We start from the raw sequence: 14305 nt of genomic DNA on the forward strand, positions 1-14305 counted from the left end.
CACCGATGAAGGTCGTGCGGCTCCAGACCGCCGAGAGAATTGCCTACGGCGTTCCCGAACACGACGGCATTCGCGTCTATGAAGGCAGCCCGTTCGTGGCCTGGCAACAGACCGATACGATCGTTCCCTATGCAGAGGCGAGGCTGCTGGCACCCGTCTTTCCGACCAAGATCGTCTGTGTCGGCAAGAACTACGCTGCGCACGCCGAGGAGATGGGTTCCGAGGTTCCTTCGGAGCCGCTCATTTTCCTGAAGCCTGCCACCGCGGTGATCGGCCCCGGTGCCCCGATCATGTATCCACGGATCTCGAAACTCGTGCACTACGAGGCAGAACTGGCAGTGGTGATCGGCAGCGTCGCACATCATGTGAAGGCGGAAGATGCAGAGTCGGTCATCTTCGGCTACACCGCGGCCAATGACGTCACGGCACGCGACTTGCAGTTCAGCGACGGGCAGTGGACGCGGGGCAAGGGATTCGATACGTTCTGCCCGCTTGGTCCGGCGATCGAGACGGAGTTGGACCCTCGAGAGGGACTGGCCGTGTCGGCGCGGGTCAACGGCGAAACACGGCAGTCCGGGTCGACCGCCGACATGGTGTTCGGCGTCGGGGAGCTGATCGAGTTCATCTCCGAGGTGATGACGCTGCTGCCGGGGGATGTCATCCTCACCGGCACCCCGCCCGGGGTGGGGCCGATCCTGCCTGGGGACAGAGTCGACATCGAGGTCGAGCGCATTGGCGTCTTGTCCAACCAGGTCGCGGCCTCATGAGCGTTCGTGTCCGCATCGCCCCGTCACCGACAGGGCTCCTCCACATCGGCAATCTCCGATCGGCGCTGTTCAACTGGCTGTTTGCACGGCATGAGGGCGGCGTGTTCATCGTGCGGATCGACGACACGGACACGGTCCGGTCCCGCCCCGAGTACGAGGACGATGCGCAGGAGAGCTTGCGATGGCTCGGCCTGGACTGGGATGAGGGGGTCGGTGTCGGAGGCCCGCACGGTTCCTATCGACAATCCGACAGGCTCGACCGCTATAGGGAGGTCGCCGGTGCCTTGTTGGACGAGGGGAAGGCGTACTGGTGTTTCTGTACTCCCGACGAGTTGGCGGAGCGCAGAGAGCTGGCCAGGGCAGGAGGCGGGTTCTCGGGTTACGACGGTCTATGCCGGCTGGTCGATCCCGAGGAAGCCGCACAGCGTAAGGACTCCGGGGAACCTGCAGTGTTGCGGCTGGCCGTCCCGCGTCCCGCCGAGACCCGGTTTGAGGATCTCGTGCGCGGCGACATGCGGTTCGATCATGCGGACGTAGACGATTTCATCCTGCTGCGATCCGACGGATCGCCCACATACCACCTGGCATCGACGGTCGACGACGTCGACTACGGGATCACCCATGTCGTACGAGGCGAGGACCTGCTCTCCTCCACTCCAAAGCACATCCTCATCACGAAAGCGATGGGCGCGCCCGTTGCGACATACGCCCATCTGCCGCTGCTGTTCGGCCCGGACGGGAAGAAGCTCTCCAAGCGTCACGGTGACGTCTCCGTGCAGGCATACAGAGAACGGGGGATCATTCCGGAGGCGATGTTCAACTACCTCGCGTTGCTCGGCTGGTCCTACGAACCGGACGTGACGGTGTTCACCAAAGAGCAGGCCATCGAGCGGTTCAGTCTCGCCGACGTTTCCAAGAACCCGGCCGTCTTCGATCCGGCGAAGTTGGAATGGATGAACGGCGTGTACATTCGAGATCTCGACGCCGACGGCTTCGCGTCGAGGGCGATTCCGTTCGTGGAAGCGTCGATCGGACGGACGCTCACCGACGACGAACGCGGGCAATTCCGCACGGTGTCGCCGCTGATTCAGGAGCGCGTGAAGAACCTCACCGAAGTTGCGCCGTTGGTCGCGTTCATCTTCACCGACCGACTGGAATATGACGAGAAGTCCTGGCGGAAGGTGCTCGGGCATGAGACGGCACCGGCGGTGCTGACGGCTGCGATCGAACGTCTCGAGGGTCTTGCCGAGTGGGATCACGCGACGATCGAGTCGGCGCTACGCGCGATGCTGGAGGATCTGGAGATCGGTGCACGCCGAGGTCTTCAGCCGGTTCGCGTTGCCGCGACCGGATCGTCGGTGAGCCCTCCGCTGTTCGAGTCGCTGGCCGTCCTGGGAAAGCAGGAAACTCTTCGCCGGCTGACCGATGTCCGCGAACGCTTGTAGGGCAGAGGGCCTCCTGTAGCGCTCGCGGCGATGCGCTCCCTGCAACCGGAAGGCCGCCGAACTGGCGGCCCGCCACCGGGCGCCTATCATCCTTCCGTCATTGCGGCCCCGTCGTCCAGCGGCCTAGGACGCCGGCCTTTCAAGCCGGTAACGCCAGTTCGAATCTGGTCGGGGCTACCACGCGAGACCCCTGCGAAGCAGGGGTCTCTGCGCGCGAGGAAGTCACAATCGACCACATGACGTGTGCCGATCGTCCTGAACACGCCTGAACGTCGGCAGAGGCGATATCGCTAGCCTGATTGGGTGACCAAGTACCTGGTTCGACGCACGCTCTCGGGGCTCGTCGCTCTGGTGCTGTTTACCGCCGGCATGTTCTTGCTCGTCGAGGCACTCATTCCCGGCGATTACGCGACACCGTCCCGACTCTCCCTGTCCGGACCGGAACTCGAGGTGTTGCGCACGCAACTCGGCCTCGATCGCCCGATCTACATTCGGTATCTGTTCTGGCTTCGCAACGTGGTCACGCACGGGCTGGGGTCGACCACCTCGGGCTGGGTGGGGCCGGGGGAATTGATGAGGGCTATTCCTGCAACCGCCCTCGTGTTCATGGTCGGAATCGGGGTTGCGTACCTGTTTGGTTCGTGGCTGGGACGCATCGCCGGCTGGCGGCGCGGGGCCAAGGGAAGGGCCCTGACGTTCCTCGCCGTCACCACGTACACGATCTTTCCCCCGTTCCTCGGATTCATTCTCATCTACTTCCTCAGGAACCGACTGGTTGATGTGCGCAACGGTCTGTTGGGTTCCACCGTCGACTGGCTGGGGGTCGATCGCACAGCCGTGATGGGACGAATGAGCGTGACGATCGTGATTGTCACACTCCTCGTGTTCACCGTCGGCGCCCTTGGGGCTCGAGTCTTGGGAAAGCGACGAATCCTGCCACTGCTCGGCAAACTCGTCTTGGTTGTGGGGGTCTGCGCGGGGTGGTGGGCCTACCGGGAGATGCTCGGTCTCGCGATCGACGTGATGTTCCTGGCAGCAGTTCCAACCATCGCCTTCGCGGTGCTCTCCTATGGCGATTTCCTGCTCGTGATGAGAACGTCCATTGCCGCCGTCAGGCACGAGGACTACGTGATGGCCGCTACAGCCAAAGGACTTCCGGATCGCGTCGTGCGGGACCGTCATGCCGCGCGAAATGCGGTGTTGCCGGTGCTCGGCAGGCTGGTGGTCAGCCTGCCTTACCTGCTCAGCGGCCTGATCATCATCGAAAAGTCCGTCGGATGGGCCGGAATGGGCACGCTGCTCTTCGATGCAGTGTCGGCACAGGACATGCCGGTCGTCATGGACGTCTTGCTGTTGATCGGCGTGTTCACGCTCGTCGTGCGCATGGTGTTCGAAATCATGCAGGCGGTGCTCGATCCGCGGATCTGGAGGGCGGCATGAAACTCGTGATCGAGCGCATTCGAGCACGCCGACGAAGCATCCGCAGGTCTCTGCGGGCCGTCTGGGGGAGTCCGACTGCCGTGGTCGGACTCGGACTGATCCTGCTGTTCGGGATCGCCGCATTGATCCATCCGGTATTGCTGAAGACGGTCTGGCCCGCCAAGATCTACGATCCGCTGGTCGGCTTCGACTTCACCATGATGCATCCCGCCGATCCGTCTTCGGCACATCTGCTCGGGACCGACGCCCTCGGCCGAGATGTGCTTAGCATGATCCTGGCCGCCTCGCGACCCGCATGGGTGGTCGCGCTCACCGCGGCGATCACGACGGGCGTGATCGCGACGTTCATCGGGGCTTTGGGTGCCTTCTACAGGGGGTGGGTCGACGGCGTTCTGTCCCATGTCTCCGATGCCTTCCTGCTGCTGCCCGCACCGATCTTCGTGCTGATCATCGCCGAGCAGGTCGAGTTGTCTCCGGTCCGGTTCGGGCTGGTGTTCGGGCTCATCAACGGTCTCGGTGCAGGGGCGATCGTGATGCGGAGTCAGGGGCTCAAGGTCATGGCCGAGCCCTTCATCGAGGCCGCCAGGGTCGCCGGCGGAGGAGGCCTCCACATCCTGGTCCGGCATCTCGTGCCGCACTTGATGCCCCTGGCAGTGCTGTACATGATGTTGTCGGTCGTCGGAGCGATCGTTGCTCACGGATTCGCGGCGTTCCTCGGACAGACGGAGTCGCTCGTCAGCTGGGGCGCGATCGTATTCTTCGGGATCACTTCCGCGAGATCGTTCAGCGGTGCGGTGCCGTGGAGTGCGCTGATATCGGCCTCTGCAGCGCTGTCGCTGTTTGCCGGGGCGTTCTATCTGGTGTCGTCGGGGCTGCGTGAAATCTTCGATCCGCGCCTGCGGGCCCGGTGAGTTTTGCCGACGGCAACCCCCTTCGGTACCGTAATGGTCCCTTTCGGGGGTGGTGTAATTGGCAACACAGCAGGTTCTGGTCCTGTCATTGAGGGTTCGAGTCCTTCCCCCCGAGCGGAACGATGCTTTCGCCGCGCTCGGCCCCGTCGTCTAGCGGCCTAGGACGCCGGCCTCTCAAGCCGGTAACGCCAGTTCGAATCTGGTCGGGGCTACCACGCGTAACCCCTGCTCAGCAGGGGTTACTGCGCGTCGCGGCGGGGCGCGACAGTGAAGGTGCCGTCGCGACGCAGTCGTTGCGACCGATCGGTATGAGGCTCAGTCGGCTTCCTCGGACTCGATACCGAGTTCGAGGAAGATCCGATGGCGCTCTTTCGTGTAGAGGTCTTCTGCGAGGAGGCCGGCGGCGTAACGCTCGCTCAACACTCGGAATTCCTCCATGAGTCCGGCCTCGTCAGGCGCATCCGTCGGATCGACGGCATCTGCGGAGGCGGACTGGCGCCGCTCTCGCTTCGCCTCCTGCCGCTCCTGGCGGGCCCGCTCCCGGGCCCGCTTCGCTATTTGTTGAGCCCCACGTCGTGCCATGTCAGACGGGCCTGACGTTGACCGCCTCTGGACCCTTGCGCCCCGGTGCGGTCTCGTACTGAACCGACTGGCCCTCGGCGAGGGAGCGGGATTCGCTCCCCACGATGTTGGATGCGTGGACGAACACGTCGTCGCCGTCCGGCGAGGTGATGAAGCCGAACCCCTTCTGTTCGTTGAAAAACTTGACGGTTCCGGTTGTTGTCATTGTCGACCTCCTGGGTCGTGCGTCATACCGACGCGCCGGGATTGGCGCCCGGATTGCAATTCCCGCGGGTGTCGAGACGGAGGTGGACAGAGGGAGAGGACGAAAGTGGGTGTTTTGATCCTGTCCCCGTTTCACGAGCCGGCTCGTCACGCATTCGAGCTGCGGACTCCTGGGAATCACGAGGACCGAATGGCCGATCCTTGCCATGAAGGACCGACTGCGGGGCCCGAAATGACTCGGGCACGATGAAGGTTAGCCGGTTACCCGGGGATAAGAGCATCGGTTCGACTGCCTGCGGTGATCGCGATACCGTGATTGCCCGCCGTAGGTGCCTACCGGCCGGTTTGCCGAGAAAAGAACCGGTCGACCACGGCCAACGCAGCGGCCGTTGCAGCAGCAATGACCACTGCCGCATACCAATCGATGGAGCGGTCAGGCCACAGGCCCTGGACCACCACGTTGACCAGAAAGGCCGACACGAACACGACAAGCGCCAATCTCAGTGAGTGTCCCATCGTGTTTGAGTGTACCTGTCGCGAATGTCCGGATCGGCTTGCTGTCACACGTGTGGGCTACCGTGGTGCCATGAGTTGGCACACAGGATGTCTCGCCGCTCTGGATCTCGAAGCCACCGGCGTCGATCCGGCGACTGACCGCATCGTCGAGGTGGCGCTTGTCGAAGTCGCCCCGGACGGCACAGCGACAGAGATCGTGAACCGGCTCATCAACCCTGGGATTCCCATGCCGCGAGCTGCCGCCGAGATCACCGGGATCACGACCGACGAACTTCGAGAGCGGGGCAGCGATCCTGCGGACGTGCTCAGGGAGACGCTCAGCGGCATCCGGCAGTTCGTTCGCGACGAGATTCCCATCGTGATCTACAACACGCCGTATGACTGGCCGCTGCTCGGCGCGGAACTGGCCCGTCACGGGCTTGGCGCACTCCCTGATGTGCCGCCGGCCGTGATCGTCGATCCGCTCGTCCTGGACCGGCACGTAGACCGCTACCGGAGAGGCAAGCGCATTCTGGCGGCCACTGCCAAACACTACGGGGTGAACGTCGGGGGAGCTCACCGAGCGGCCGCCGACGCAATCGCCACCGCCGGCGTTGCCCGCGTTCTCGCCGACAGATACCCGGAGCTGCATCTCGACGGCCTGGACCTCGTTGCCCTTCAGATCGACGCGTACCGCACATGGAGGGACAGCCTCAACGAGTACCTGGCACGCATCGGCGCCGACCGTCCTCCGGTCATCGGAGAGTGGCCGGGGTGTTGAAGGATCAGGCTTTTCCGTACGCGGGGATGGCCGCCCCCGAGATCGTTGCGCTCTCCTTGCTCAGCATGAACTCCATCACGGCTGCGATCTCACTGGGTGTGGGCCAGTCCATGTAGTCGGCGTAGGGGAGTGCTTTTCGTGTGGCCGGCGTGTCGATGACCGAGGGCAGGATCACGTTGGCGGTGACGGCATCGCCTCCGAGTTCCTGGGCGAGCGATTTCGCGAGTGCCACGACACCGGCTTTGGCGACGTTGAATGCAGCCTGCCCCGCTGGAGGGTCGACGGCTGCACGGCTCCCCATCAGCAGGATGCGACCCCAATCTGCCATCTTGAGATAGGGGAGCGCAGCCCGGACTGCTACGAACGCCGACCGGAGGTTCGTGTCGATCATCCTGTCGAACCGGACATCATCGGTGTCGGCGACGTCGCGTCCGCCGGCCCATTTGCCCGCGAGACAGCACAGCGCGTCGATGCCCCCGAAGCGTTCTGCCGTGCGTTTCATGAACGCTTCCACCTCTTGGGTGTTCGCGGCATCGACTCGTGCAAGGAGGAGCCGGTCTTCATCGAGGAGCACAGCTTCTTCGAATGCGCGGGCTTCTTCAGGGACGAGATACGTTGCCGCAAAACGATAATCGGCGCCTGTGAGCCTGCGAACCAGGGTAGTGCCCAAGCCTCCAGTCCCTCCTGTGATTACGAGCACGCGTGTATCGCCCATCATTGCTCCCTTCTTTTTGCTATTTTGGCAGCTGTAGCGCGAGATAGGTGGAGGACACCGTGGCGGGTATTCGTTTCGATGAGGTCGGCAAGATTTATCCAGGGGGTACGCGGGCGATCGAGGCGGTTAGCTTCGAAGTGGGCGACGGTGAATTCGTCGTGCTGGTGGGTCCGTCCGGATGTGGCAAGTCGACGCTCTTGCGCATGGTCGCCGGACTCGAGGAGATCACCGAGGGCGAGGTGCGTATCGGGGAGAAGGTCGTCAACGACGTTCCCCCGAAGGACAGGGACATCGCGATGGTGTTCCAGAACTACGCGCTGTATCCGCACATGACCGTTTTCGACAATATGGCGTTCGGTCTCAAGCTCAGGAAGCTTCCCAAGGAGGAGATAAAGACCAGGGTCGAAGATGCTGCCAGGACTCTCGAGATCACCGACTTCCTTGCGAGAAAACCCAAGGCCCTCTCCGGTGGCCAGCGGCAGCGAGTCGCGATGGGTCGGGCGATCGTGCGTGAGCCGGAGGCGTTCCTGATGGACGAGCCGCTGTCGAACCTCGACGCGAAACTGCGGGTGCAGATGCGATCTGAACTTGGCGAGCTGCATGCCCGGCTCGGAACCACCACGCTCTATGTGACCCACGATCAGGTCGAGGCGATGACGATGGGGGACCGTGTGGCGGTCATGCGCAAGGGAACCTTGCAGCAGGTCGACACGCCGCGTGCCCTCTACGACCATCCGGTCAACATCTTCGTGGGCGGGTTCATCGGGTCACCATCGATGAACTTCATCTATGGGACTCTGGAAGGTGAGGGGGACAGAGTCTTTGCTTCGTTTGGCACCGATCGGCTGCGTATCGTCCCGGAGCTCCTTGCCCAACGTCCGGATCTTTCCCGCCATGTCGGAAAAGAGCTGGTGATCGGCATACGTCCCGAGAGTTTCGAGATGGCCTTGGCCGTTCCGGATGCACCGGAAGATCGGCTGCTGGAGGTCAATGTTGGGCTCGTCGAGCAGCTCGGCTCGGAAGCATTCGTGCACTTCGAGACGCATGTCCCACCGGTGATCACTCCGGACATCCAGGAGCTGATCGCCGATCAGGGCCAGGACGCGTCGGTTCTGGGAGACCTCACCAAGTTCACGGCTCGTGTCGATCCCGATACGGCTCCACGACTCGGCGAGAGGGTGAAGTTGTTCATCGACACCTCCAAACTGCACTTCTTCGACAAAGACAGCGGAGCGGCGATCTACTGATCGACCAGCGCCCGTAGCCAGGCTCCGCGCGGATGCCTGATCGCGCTCTCCAGGTCAGAGGGACCGTCGAGGTCGAGTCCGAGTCCGAGCCTCACCACGATCCGAACTCGTCTTCGGGACGCAATGCCGAGGTGATGGCGGAAGCTGCCTTCCCCATAGCGGAAGTCGAATGTGTCCATGGTCCCTCCAACCACCGTCGTCCCTCCGTTGTAGGACGGCGCAATCACGACCTCTGCTTCTTCGAGTGCCCCGATGACGGCGCGAAAATCACCTACCTCTACGAGGGGGAGGTCCGCGTGGGCGACGATCCAGGAACGGGTCTCGACAGCTGCTGCGTCGACTGCCGCCCGAGCAGCTCCGGCGAGGCTCGGCTCCAGTTCCGGAATGCTCGCAAACCCGAGGGCGCCGGCCCATTGTCTTACGCCTCGGTCACCGGCAACGACAACGACGCTCGCTCCCGCTTGTCGTGCAGTCTCCAACGTTCTCGCTGCGATCCGGCGGCCGATGATCGATCGTGTGGGAGCGTCCATCACGGTGGCAAGGCGGTGCTTGGCGACGCCGAATGGCTTCACAGGGACTGCGATGAGCGGTCGTGGCATGGGGCAGCATGGTACCTACGGATCGAGCGCGCACCGGCGTGTCTGGTGCCTCGACCGGCAACTTCTGCGGTGTTCTGCCGGCCAGGAACGCCGCTCGCTGCGTTCTCCGCCTCGACGCCCCTGAAGGTGCGCCTTCGTTGTGCGGGTCTTGCGATCGATATCGGATCGACCCGACAACTCGACTCGAACGAAAGGGACCGGTCGATCCGTGTCGACCAGACGCCCCTGCCTCGGCATCGACACCCCGAACGTTACTGGCCAAGGCACTACTACGGTGCAGGTACGTAGACGATCGGAGCTCATTGATGCGTTTTGGCGCCTTTGTCCCGCAAGGATGGCGGATGGACCTTGTCGGCATACCCGAAGAACGCCACTGGGAGACGATGCGGTCGGTGGCCGCGACGATCGAGCGATCCGGCTACGAATCCCTGTGGGTGTACGACCACTTCCACACGGTTCCGGTCCCCTCTCAAGAGGTGACCTACGAAGCCTGGACGCTGATGGCGTCGCTGGCCGCCGTTACGAGCACGGTTCGGCTTGGCCAGATGTGCACCTGTAATTCCTACCGACTGCCCTCGTATCTGGCCAAGGTCGCGGCTTCGATCGACGTGATGAGCGGTGGTCGAGTCGAGATGGGAATCGGTGCAGGCTGGTATGAGCACGAGTACGCGGGGTACGGATATGAGTTTCCAAAAGCCTCGGTCAGAATCGGCATGTTGCGCGAGAGTGTCGAGATCATGCAGAAGATGTGGACCGAGGACACGGTGCATTATGAGGGGAGGCACTACAGACTCGACGGTGCCATCTGCCGTCCGAAGCCCGTCCAGGATCCTCACATCCCGTTCTGGGTGGCCGGCGGCGGGGAGAAACTGACCCTCAACGTGGCGGCGCAGTACGCCTCGTACACGAACTTCGGCCAGTCGGTCGACGAGTTCATCCACAAGTCCCGGATTCTTCGAAGACATTGCGAGGATGTCGGTACCGACTTCGACACGATCGTTCGATCGACGAACTTCAACGTCGTATGCGAGGAATCCGAAGCGGCGGTGGAGGAGCGCTTGGGGTGGATCAAGGACCACTACCGGCCCTACGTTGCCGAGGACCGGTTCGAGCGGATGGAGGCGATGTATCGCGAGATGGCCGGGACGCCGGAACAGCTCGTGGCCAGACTGAAGCCATGGGCGGATGCGGGTCTGGGTTACGCGATCGGGTATTTCGCGGAGGTGGCATACGACACGACCGGTCTCGAACTCTTCGCACGTGAGGTGATCCCGGCTCTGGTATAGACAGGAGCGTTCCGCCCCGGCCGCTGACGTCGGATGCAGCAGTACGCCCTTCTTGGGCACCCGAGTGGGTACGCTTTACGACTATGAGCAGACACACCAAGATCGTCGTCACGCTGGGCCCCGCCGTCGCCACCGCCGAGGCCATCGATGGTCTGGTCGTCGCTGGGATGGACGTCGCCAGGTTGAATTTCTCGCATGGCGACCATGAGACCCACCGCAAACTGGCAACCTTCGTCCGTGAAGCGGCCGTCCGGAATGGCAGGGCCGTGGCGATCCTGCAAGACATCCAGGGACCGAAGATCAGGGTCGGCACGTTTCCCGGCGGCGTGATCCGGTTGGAGAGAGGAGATCAGGTCAGTCTCGTTGCGGGTATGGGTCTCGGTGACGCTGAGCGTATCGAGATCGGGTATCCGCGTCTCATCGACGATGTGGGAGTGGGCTCGGAAGTCGTACTCGCCGACGGTCTCGTTCGCATGAAGGTAACCGAGCGATTCCGAGACCGACTCGTCGCCGAGGTGACCGAGGGCGGTCTCGTTGGGGATCACCGGGGAGCCGCGTTCCCGAAGGCGGACCTTCAAGTCTCGGCGGTGACGGAGAAAGACAAAGTGGATCTCGCATTCGGCCGCGAGCTCGAAGTGGATTTCGTCGCTGCATCCTTCGTTCGTTCGGCGGCGGATGTTGAGCGGGTCCACCGACTCTCGGGGGCGCCGGTCATCGCGAAGATCGAACTTGCAGCTGCATTCGAGAACCTCGACGCGATTCTGGCGGTGGCCGACGGGGTGATGGTGGCCCGTGGCGATCTCGGCGTCGAGATGCCGCTCGAGCAGCTTCCATCCGTGCAAAAGGAGATTCTGCGCCGGACCAATGCCGCCGGGCTCATCTCCGTGACCGCGACGGAGATGCTCGAGTCGATGATTCACAGCACGCGTCCCACTCGGGCGGAGGTCACCGACGTCGCGACGGCCGTCGTGGAGGGAACAGATGCGGTCATGCTCTCGGGGGAGACCGCAATCGGAGACTTCCCGATCGAGACGGTGGCGATGATGGATCGGATCCTCGTGGAGGCCGACCGTCCACGATCCAACCATCAGACGATCGGGTTCCTTGCCGGGCAGGTCGCTTATGCGTCTGCGACGGCGAGAGCCGCCGTGGAGGCGGCGACGGATCTCGGTCTCGGCACGATCGTTGCCTTCACCGAGTCTGGTAATACGGCGCGGTTGCTCTCCAAGTACCGCCCTGGCGCAGCGATCATGGCGTTCAGTCCCGAGGAGCGGACGCGCCGCAGGATGGCGATCTATCGGGGCGTGATTCCTGTCGCCTTCGACCGACTCGACTCGACCGATGCGATGTTCGACTTCGCCGACCGCTACCTCGCCGAGCATGGCGTGTGTGCTGCCGGTGAGGGCGTCGTGATCGTCGCGGGTACCCCTCCAAACCGCAGTGCCTCGACGAATCTGATGAAGCTGCAGATCATCGGCGAGTGAGGATCCGTGCACTAGTGTCCGTCGCTCGAAGGGAGCACGTATGGGCCAGAGCATCGCAGTCAAAAGCATTGTCCATGACGAGGTGGCGATCTTTGACACCGACCGTACCTTCACGGGACAGGACGGCCGCGGGTTCACGCGCCCGGTGTCCGAGGATGGCTTGGGTGCTCGTCTCGCGGAGCGGCTCTTCGCGGCCGACCCGGCGATTCGACACGTCTATGTGCAATCCAACGTGGTGTCCGTGCAGCGAAATGGTGGCTGGGACGAGGGTAGCGTTCGCCGTGCCGGAGAGCAGATCCGCGACCTCTTCGTCGTGTACCACTAGGTCTCAGTTGCCAGTTCCCGGTAGTTGACGCGCCGTCCTCTTGCCGGCTGCCGGCTGCCGGCTGATGCTTGTTACGGGGCAGCCGTCGTGGCCGTCGACGCCGCGGTCGTCGTGGTGGTTGTCGACGTCACGGTGGTCGTCGTGGGACAAGGCACGGGTTCTTGGTCTTCCTCGGGGGGGATCATGCACGAGTTCACTTCGACTTCACGAGGCTGCGGTCGATAGCGAACACGCCACTCCTGGGTTTCGATGTGCCCGTCGGGGTATTCGATGTTCCTCTTCACGAGGACCGTCCAGCCGACTCTGCCCTTGACGTTGACGATCTCCTCGTCGGGCAACAGCTTGTCGTTGGCGGTGTACTCGGTCTCCGGTTCGGTCTCGTCGAAGCGTGGAGAGACACTGGAGGTGACTTTTCTGGCGGTTGCGTCCCCCTCCGAGGTGACTTCCATATGCAGACGTCCGTTCTTTTGCTCCCCGACGACGGTCCGGCCTCCGTTGTTTCCGTAGAAGCTCACGGTCAAGGACGTGTCGGTGTAGGACGTCTTGATGAGTACCGCTGCATCGGAGTCATTTCGGAACACGAGATTCGGGGCCGGCCAGGAGATCGTCGCCTCGTGGCCTTCTGGGTAGCGGCTGAAGTAGTAGCTGTGTGGCGAGTGCGTGATGTCTTCGTACCCACCCCAGTACATGGCGTTGTAGAACGTCGTGGCGAACTGACTCACGCCGCCCCCGATCGTATCGACCATCTTCCCCTGCACGATCGTGTGATCGGGAAGGAACCCGCGCGCAGTATCCCGCTCACCCACGTACTCGTTGATCGAGAATTGCTCGCCCGGCAGGACGACGACTCCGTCGATGATGTCCGCAAGGAGATGGATATTGGTGACGCGGTTCTGACAGCAGCGGTGATAGGTCGTGAACTGTGAGACCAGATGCCTGATGTTCATCGCCTCGGCGTCTTCGGTCGTGAACTCAGGTTCGGCGGCGTCTTCGAACGGCAGCCGTCCGGTTCGTTCGGGCATGCGGGAAGCCACCGCCAGCGCCCCGGCGGTCAGCTCCGGATCCACGATCTGTCCGGGTCTGCTCGGCACGATGGTGACCAGGCCGTCGTCACCGACTTCAAACGATGCATCGCGCGGGGGCACGCCGAGATGGGCGCTCGCCGGTTCGAGGATCGCGCGGATCACTTCGGGATCGAAGCTCAGTTGGATGTGTGCCGGAGAGTTGTGGACGATCTGACTGCGGAGGGCGGATGCCAGGTTCTGTGGGGTGAACGTCACCGAGATATCCGGGTCCTCACGTGACAGGACGACTGGCAGGCCGATCATCTGCTGGGCCTCTTCGACCGCCTCGTCGATGTCCGCGTCGCTGAGGTCGGATTCCAGCGGTGCCGTTTCGATCGCGGCGATCGGTCGATCCGGATCGAGCAGCGATGCAAGAATCGTTTTCGAAGCCGATGGTCGGTCGATGCCGGTGCCGGGATGTGGGTATCGGGCGATGGCCTGGATTCCTCGAACCTCGACGGCTCCGTCGAATGGAGGATTCGAGATCGTGGACTCGTCCCAGTAGTCGAAGACGGCCGAGAGCGCCTCCTCGTCCAGGCTTCCGTGCACCTCCACGGTTTCGACCGTGAAGACATGTGTCGCCCACCACTTGAATTGGTCGAGCATCGTTCCGTCGCGTCCGACGTCGAGTGCGCTGGCTGTCGCGCTCATCTCGTCGATATCGAAACGGACCGTTGTCGGGTCGAGATCCACGCTTGTCCCGGCCACGTCGAATACTGCGGGCGTCGCGCTGAGTTTGTCCTCCAGAGCGACGAGGGCCAACTCGGCTCCCGCTTCGTCTTTTCCGGAGAGGTCCACGGACGAAGCGTGGACATTGTGCAGCACCTTGCCGGTGTGCAGGGCACGGTCGATTCCGAATGCCCCGATGACCATGAGGAAGAGGCCGGCGAGTACGCCGAGGAACACGATGATGATTCGAGAAGTACGTGACATGATCAGCCCTGGGACGAGATTTGAGTG

General features: G+C 63.0%; 15 protein-coding genes and 3 tRNA genes. 12 read left to right on the forward strand and 6 right to left on the reverse strand.

Annotated features, from left to right (window positions below; all coding sequences use genetic code 11):
* Positions 1–5 precede the first annotated feature (5 nt).
* From GWP04_02425 to GWP04_02455, 7 genes are all read left to right on the forward strand, one after another.
* Positions 6–767 (forward strand): DUF2437 domain-containing protein, encoded by a 762-nt coding sequence (locus GWP04_02425; GenBank protein NIA24407.1) that lies wholly within the window; start codon positions 6–8, stop codon positions 765–767.
* Complete coding sequence (locus tag GWP04_02430) at positions 764–2212, forward strand: glutamate--tRNA ligase (protein NIA24408.1); 1449 nt, start codon at positions 764–766, stop codon at positions 2210–2212. The genes GWP04_02425 and GWP04_02430 overlap by 4 nt, the downstream gene beginning before the upstream one ends.
* 104 nt (positions 2213–2316) lie before the next feature.
* Positions 2317–2392, forward strand: a tRNA-Glu gene (locus GWP04_02435).
* 123 nt (positions 2393–2515) lie between these two features.
* Entirely contained in the window at positions 2516–3652 is a 1137-nt protein-coding gene (locus tag GWP04_02440; protein ID NIA24409.1) for an ABC transporter permease subunit, read from the forward strand.
* The gene (locus GWP04_02445; protein NIA24410.1) at positions 3649–4563 is read left to right on the forward strand and encodes an ABC transporter permease subunit; all 915 of its coding nucleotides are present in this window, start codon (positions 3649–3651) and stop codon (positions 4561–4563) included. The genes GWP04_02440 and GWP04_02445 overlap by 4 nt, the downstream gene beginning before the upstream one ends.
* A 43-nt stretch (positions 4564–4606) precedes the next feature.
* A tRNA-Gln gene (locus GWP04_02450) sits at positions 4607–4678 on the forward strand.
* A gap of 24 nt (positions 4679–4702) precedes the next feature.
* A tRNA-Glu gene (locus GWP04_02455) sits at positions 4703–4778 on the forward strand.
* A 100-nt stretch (positions 4779–4878) separates the two neighbouring features.
* Here the strand turns inward: GWP04_02455 and GWP04_02460 are convergent.
* The 3 genes from GWP04_02460 to GWP04_02470 form a co-directional block, all read right to left on the reverse strand.
* The gene (locus tag GWP04_02460) at positions 4879–5145 is read right to left on the reverse strand and encodes a hypothetical protein (protein ID NIA24411.1); all 267 of its coding nucleotides are present in this window, start codon (positions 5143–5145) and stop codon (positions 4879–4881) included.
* A gap of 1 nt (position 5146) precedes the next feature.
* Positions 5147–5350, reverse strand: a complete 204-nt coding sequence (locus GWP04_02465) for a cold shock domain-containing protein (protein ID NIA24412.1) — start codon at positions 5348–5350, stop codon at positions 5147–5149.
* Positions 5351–5682: 332 nt separating this feature from the next.
* A complete protein-coding gene (locus GWP04_02470; GenBank protein NIA24413.1) occupies positions 5683–5865 on the reverse strand; it encodes a hypothetical protein in 183 nt (60 codons plus the stop codon).
* Positions 5866–5935: 70 nt separating this feature from the next.
* Between GWP04_02470 and GWP04_02475 the strand changes: the two genes are divergently transcribed.
* Positions 5936–6625 (forward strand): 3'-5' exonuclease, encoded by a 690-nt coding sequence (locus tag GWP04_02475; GenBank protein ID NIA24414.1) that lies wholly within the window; start codon positions 5936–5938, stop codon positions 6623–6625.
* A gap of 4 nt (positions 6626–6629) precedes the next feature.
* Here the strand turns inward: GWP04_02475 and GWP04_02480 are convergent, their stop codons facing one another.
* Positions 6630–7295, reverse strand: a complete 666-nt coding sequence (locus GWP04_02480; protein ID NIA24415.1) for an SDR family oxidoreductase — start codon at positions 7293–7295, stop codon at positions 6630–6632.
* Between the two features lie 104 nt (positions 7296–7399).
* Between GWP04_02480 and ugpC the strand changes: the two genes are divergently transcribed.
* Entirely contained in the window at positions 7400–8587 is a 1188-nt protein-coding gene (gene ugpC / locus GWP04_02485; protein ID NIA24416.1) for a sn-glycerol-3-phosphate ABC transporter ATP-binding protein UgpC, read from the forward strand.
* Here the strand turns inward: ugpC and cofC are convergent.
* On the reverse strand, positions 8581–9186 hold the full coding sequence (cofC, locus tag GWP04_02490; protein ID NIA24417.1) for a 2-phospho-L-lactate guanylyltransferase: 606 nt from the start codon (positions 9184–9186) through the stop codon (positions 8581–8583). The genes ugpC and cofC overlap by 7 nt on opposite strands.
* Before the next feature lie 305 nt (positions 9187–9491).
* On the opposite strand from cofC, the gene GWP04_02495 reads away from it, so the two are divergent.
* The 3 genes from GWP04_02495 (at position 9492) to GWP04_02505 (ending at position 12281) form a co-directional block, all read left to right on the forward strand.
* Positions 9492–10472, forward strand: coding sequence for a TIGR03560 family F420-dependent LLM class oxidoreductase (locus GWP04_02495; GenBank protein NIA24418.1), 981 nt, complete (start codon positions 9492–9494; stop codon positions 10470–10472).
* 83 nt (positions 10473–10555) lie between these two features.
* Positions 10556–11956, forward strand: a complete 1401-nt coding sequence (gene pyk / locus GWP04_02500; protein NIA24419.1) for a pyruvate kinase — start codon at positions 10556–10558, stop codon at positions 11954–11956.
* A 40-nt stretch (positions 11957–11996) separates the two neighbouring features.
* The gene (locus GWP04_02505) at positions 11997–12281 is read left to right on the forward strand and encodes a hypothetical protein (protein NIA24420.1); all 285 of its coding nucleotides are present in this window, start codon (positions 11997–11999) and stop codon (positions 12279–12281) included.
* A 71-nt stretch (positions 12282–12352) separates the two neighbouring features.
* Here GWP04_02505 and GWP04_02510 read toward each other — a convergent pair whose 3' ends face one another.
* Positions 12353–14278, reverse strand: a complete 1926-nt coding sequence (locus tag GWP04_02510; GenBank protein ID NIA24421.1) for a hypothetical protein — start codon at positions 14276–14278, stop codon at positions 12353–12355.
* Positions 14279–14305: the final 27 nt, after the last annotated feature.

Source organism: Gammaproteobacteria bacterium (assembly GCA_011682695.1).
GTDB lineage: Bacteria > Actinomycetota > Acidimicrobiia > Spongiisociales > UBA4744 > BMS3Bbin01.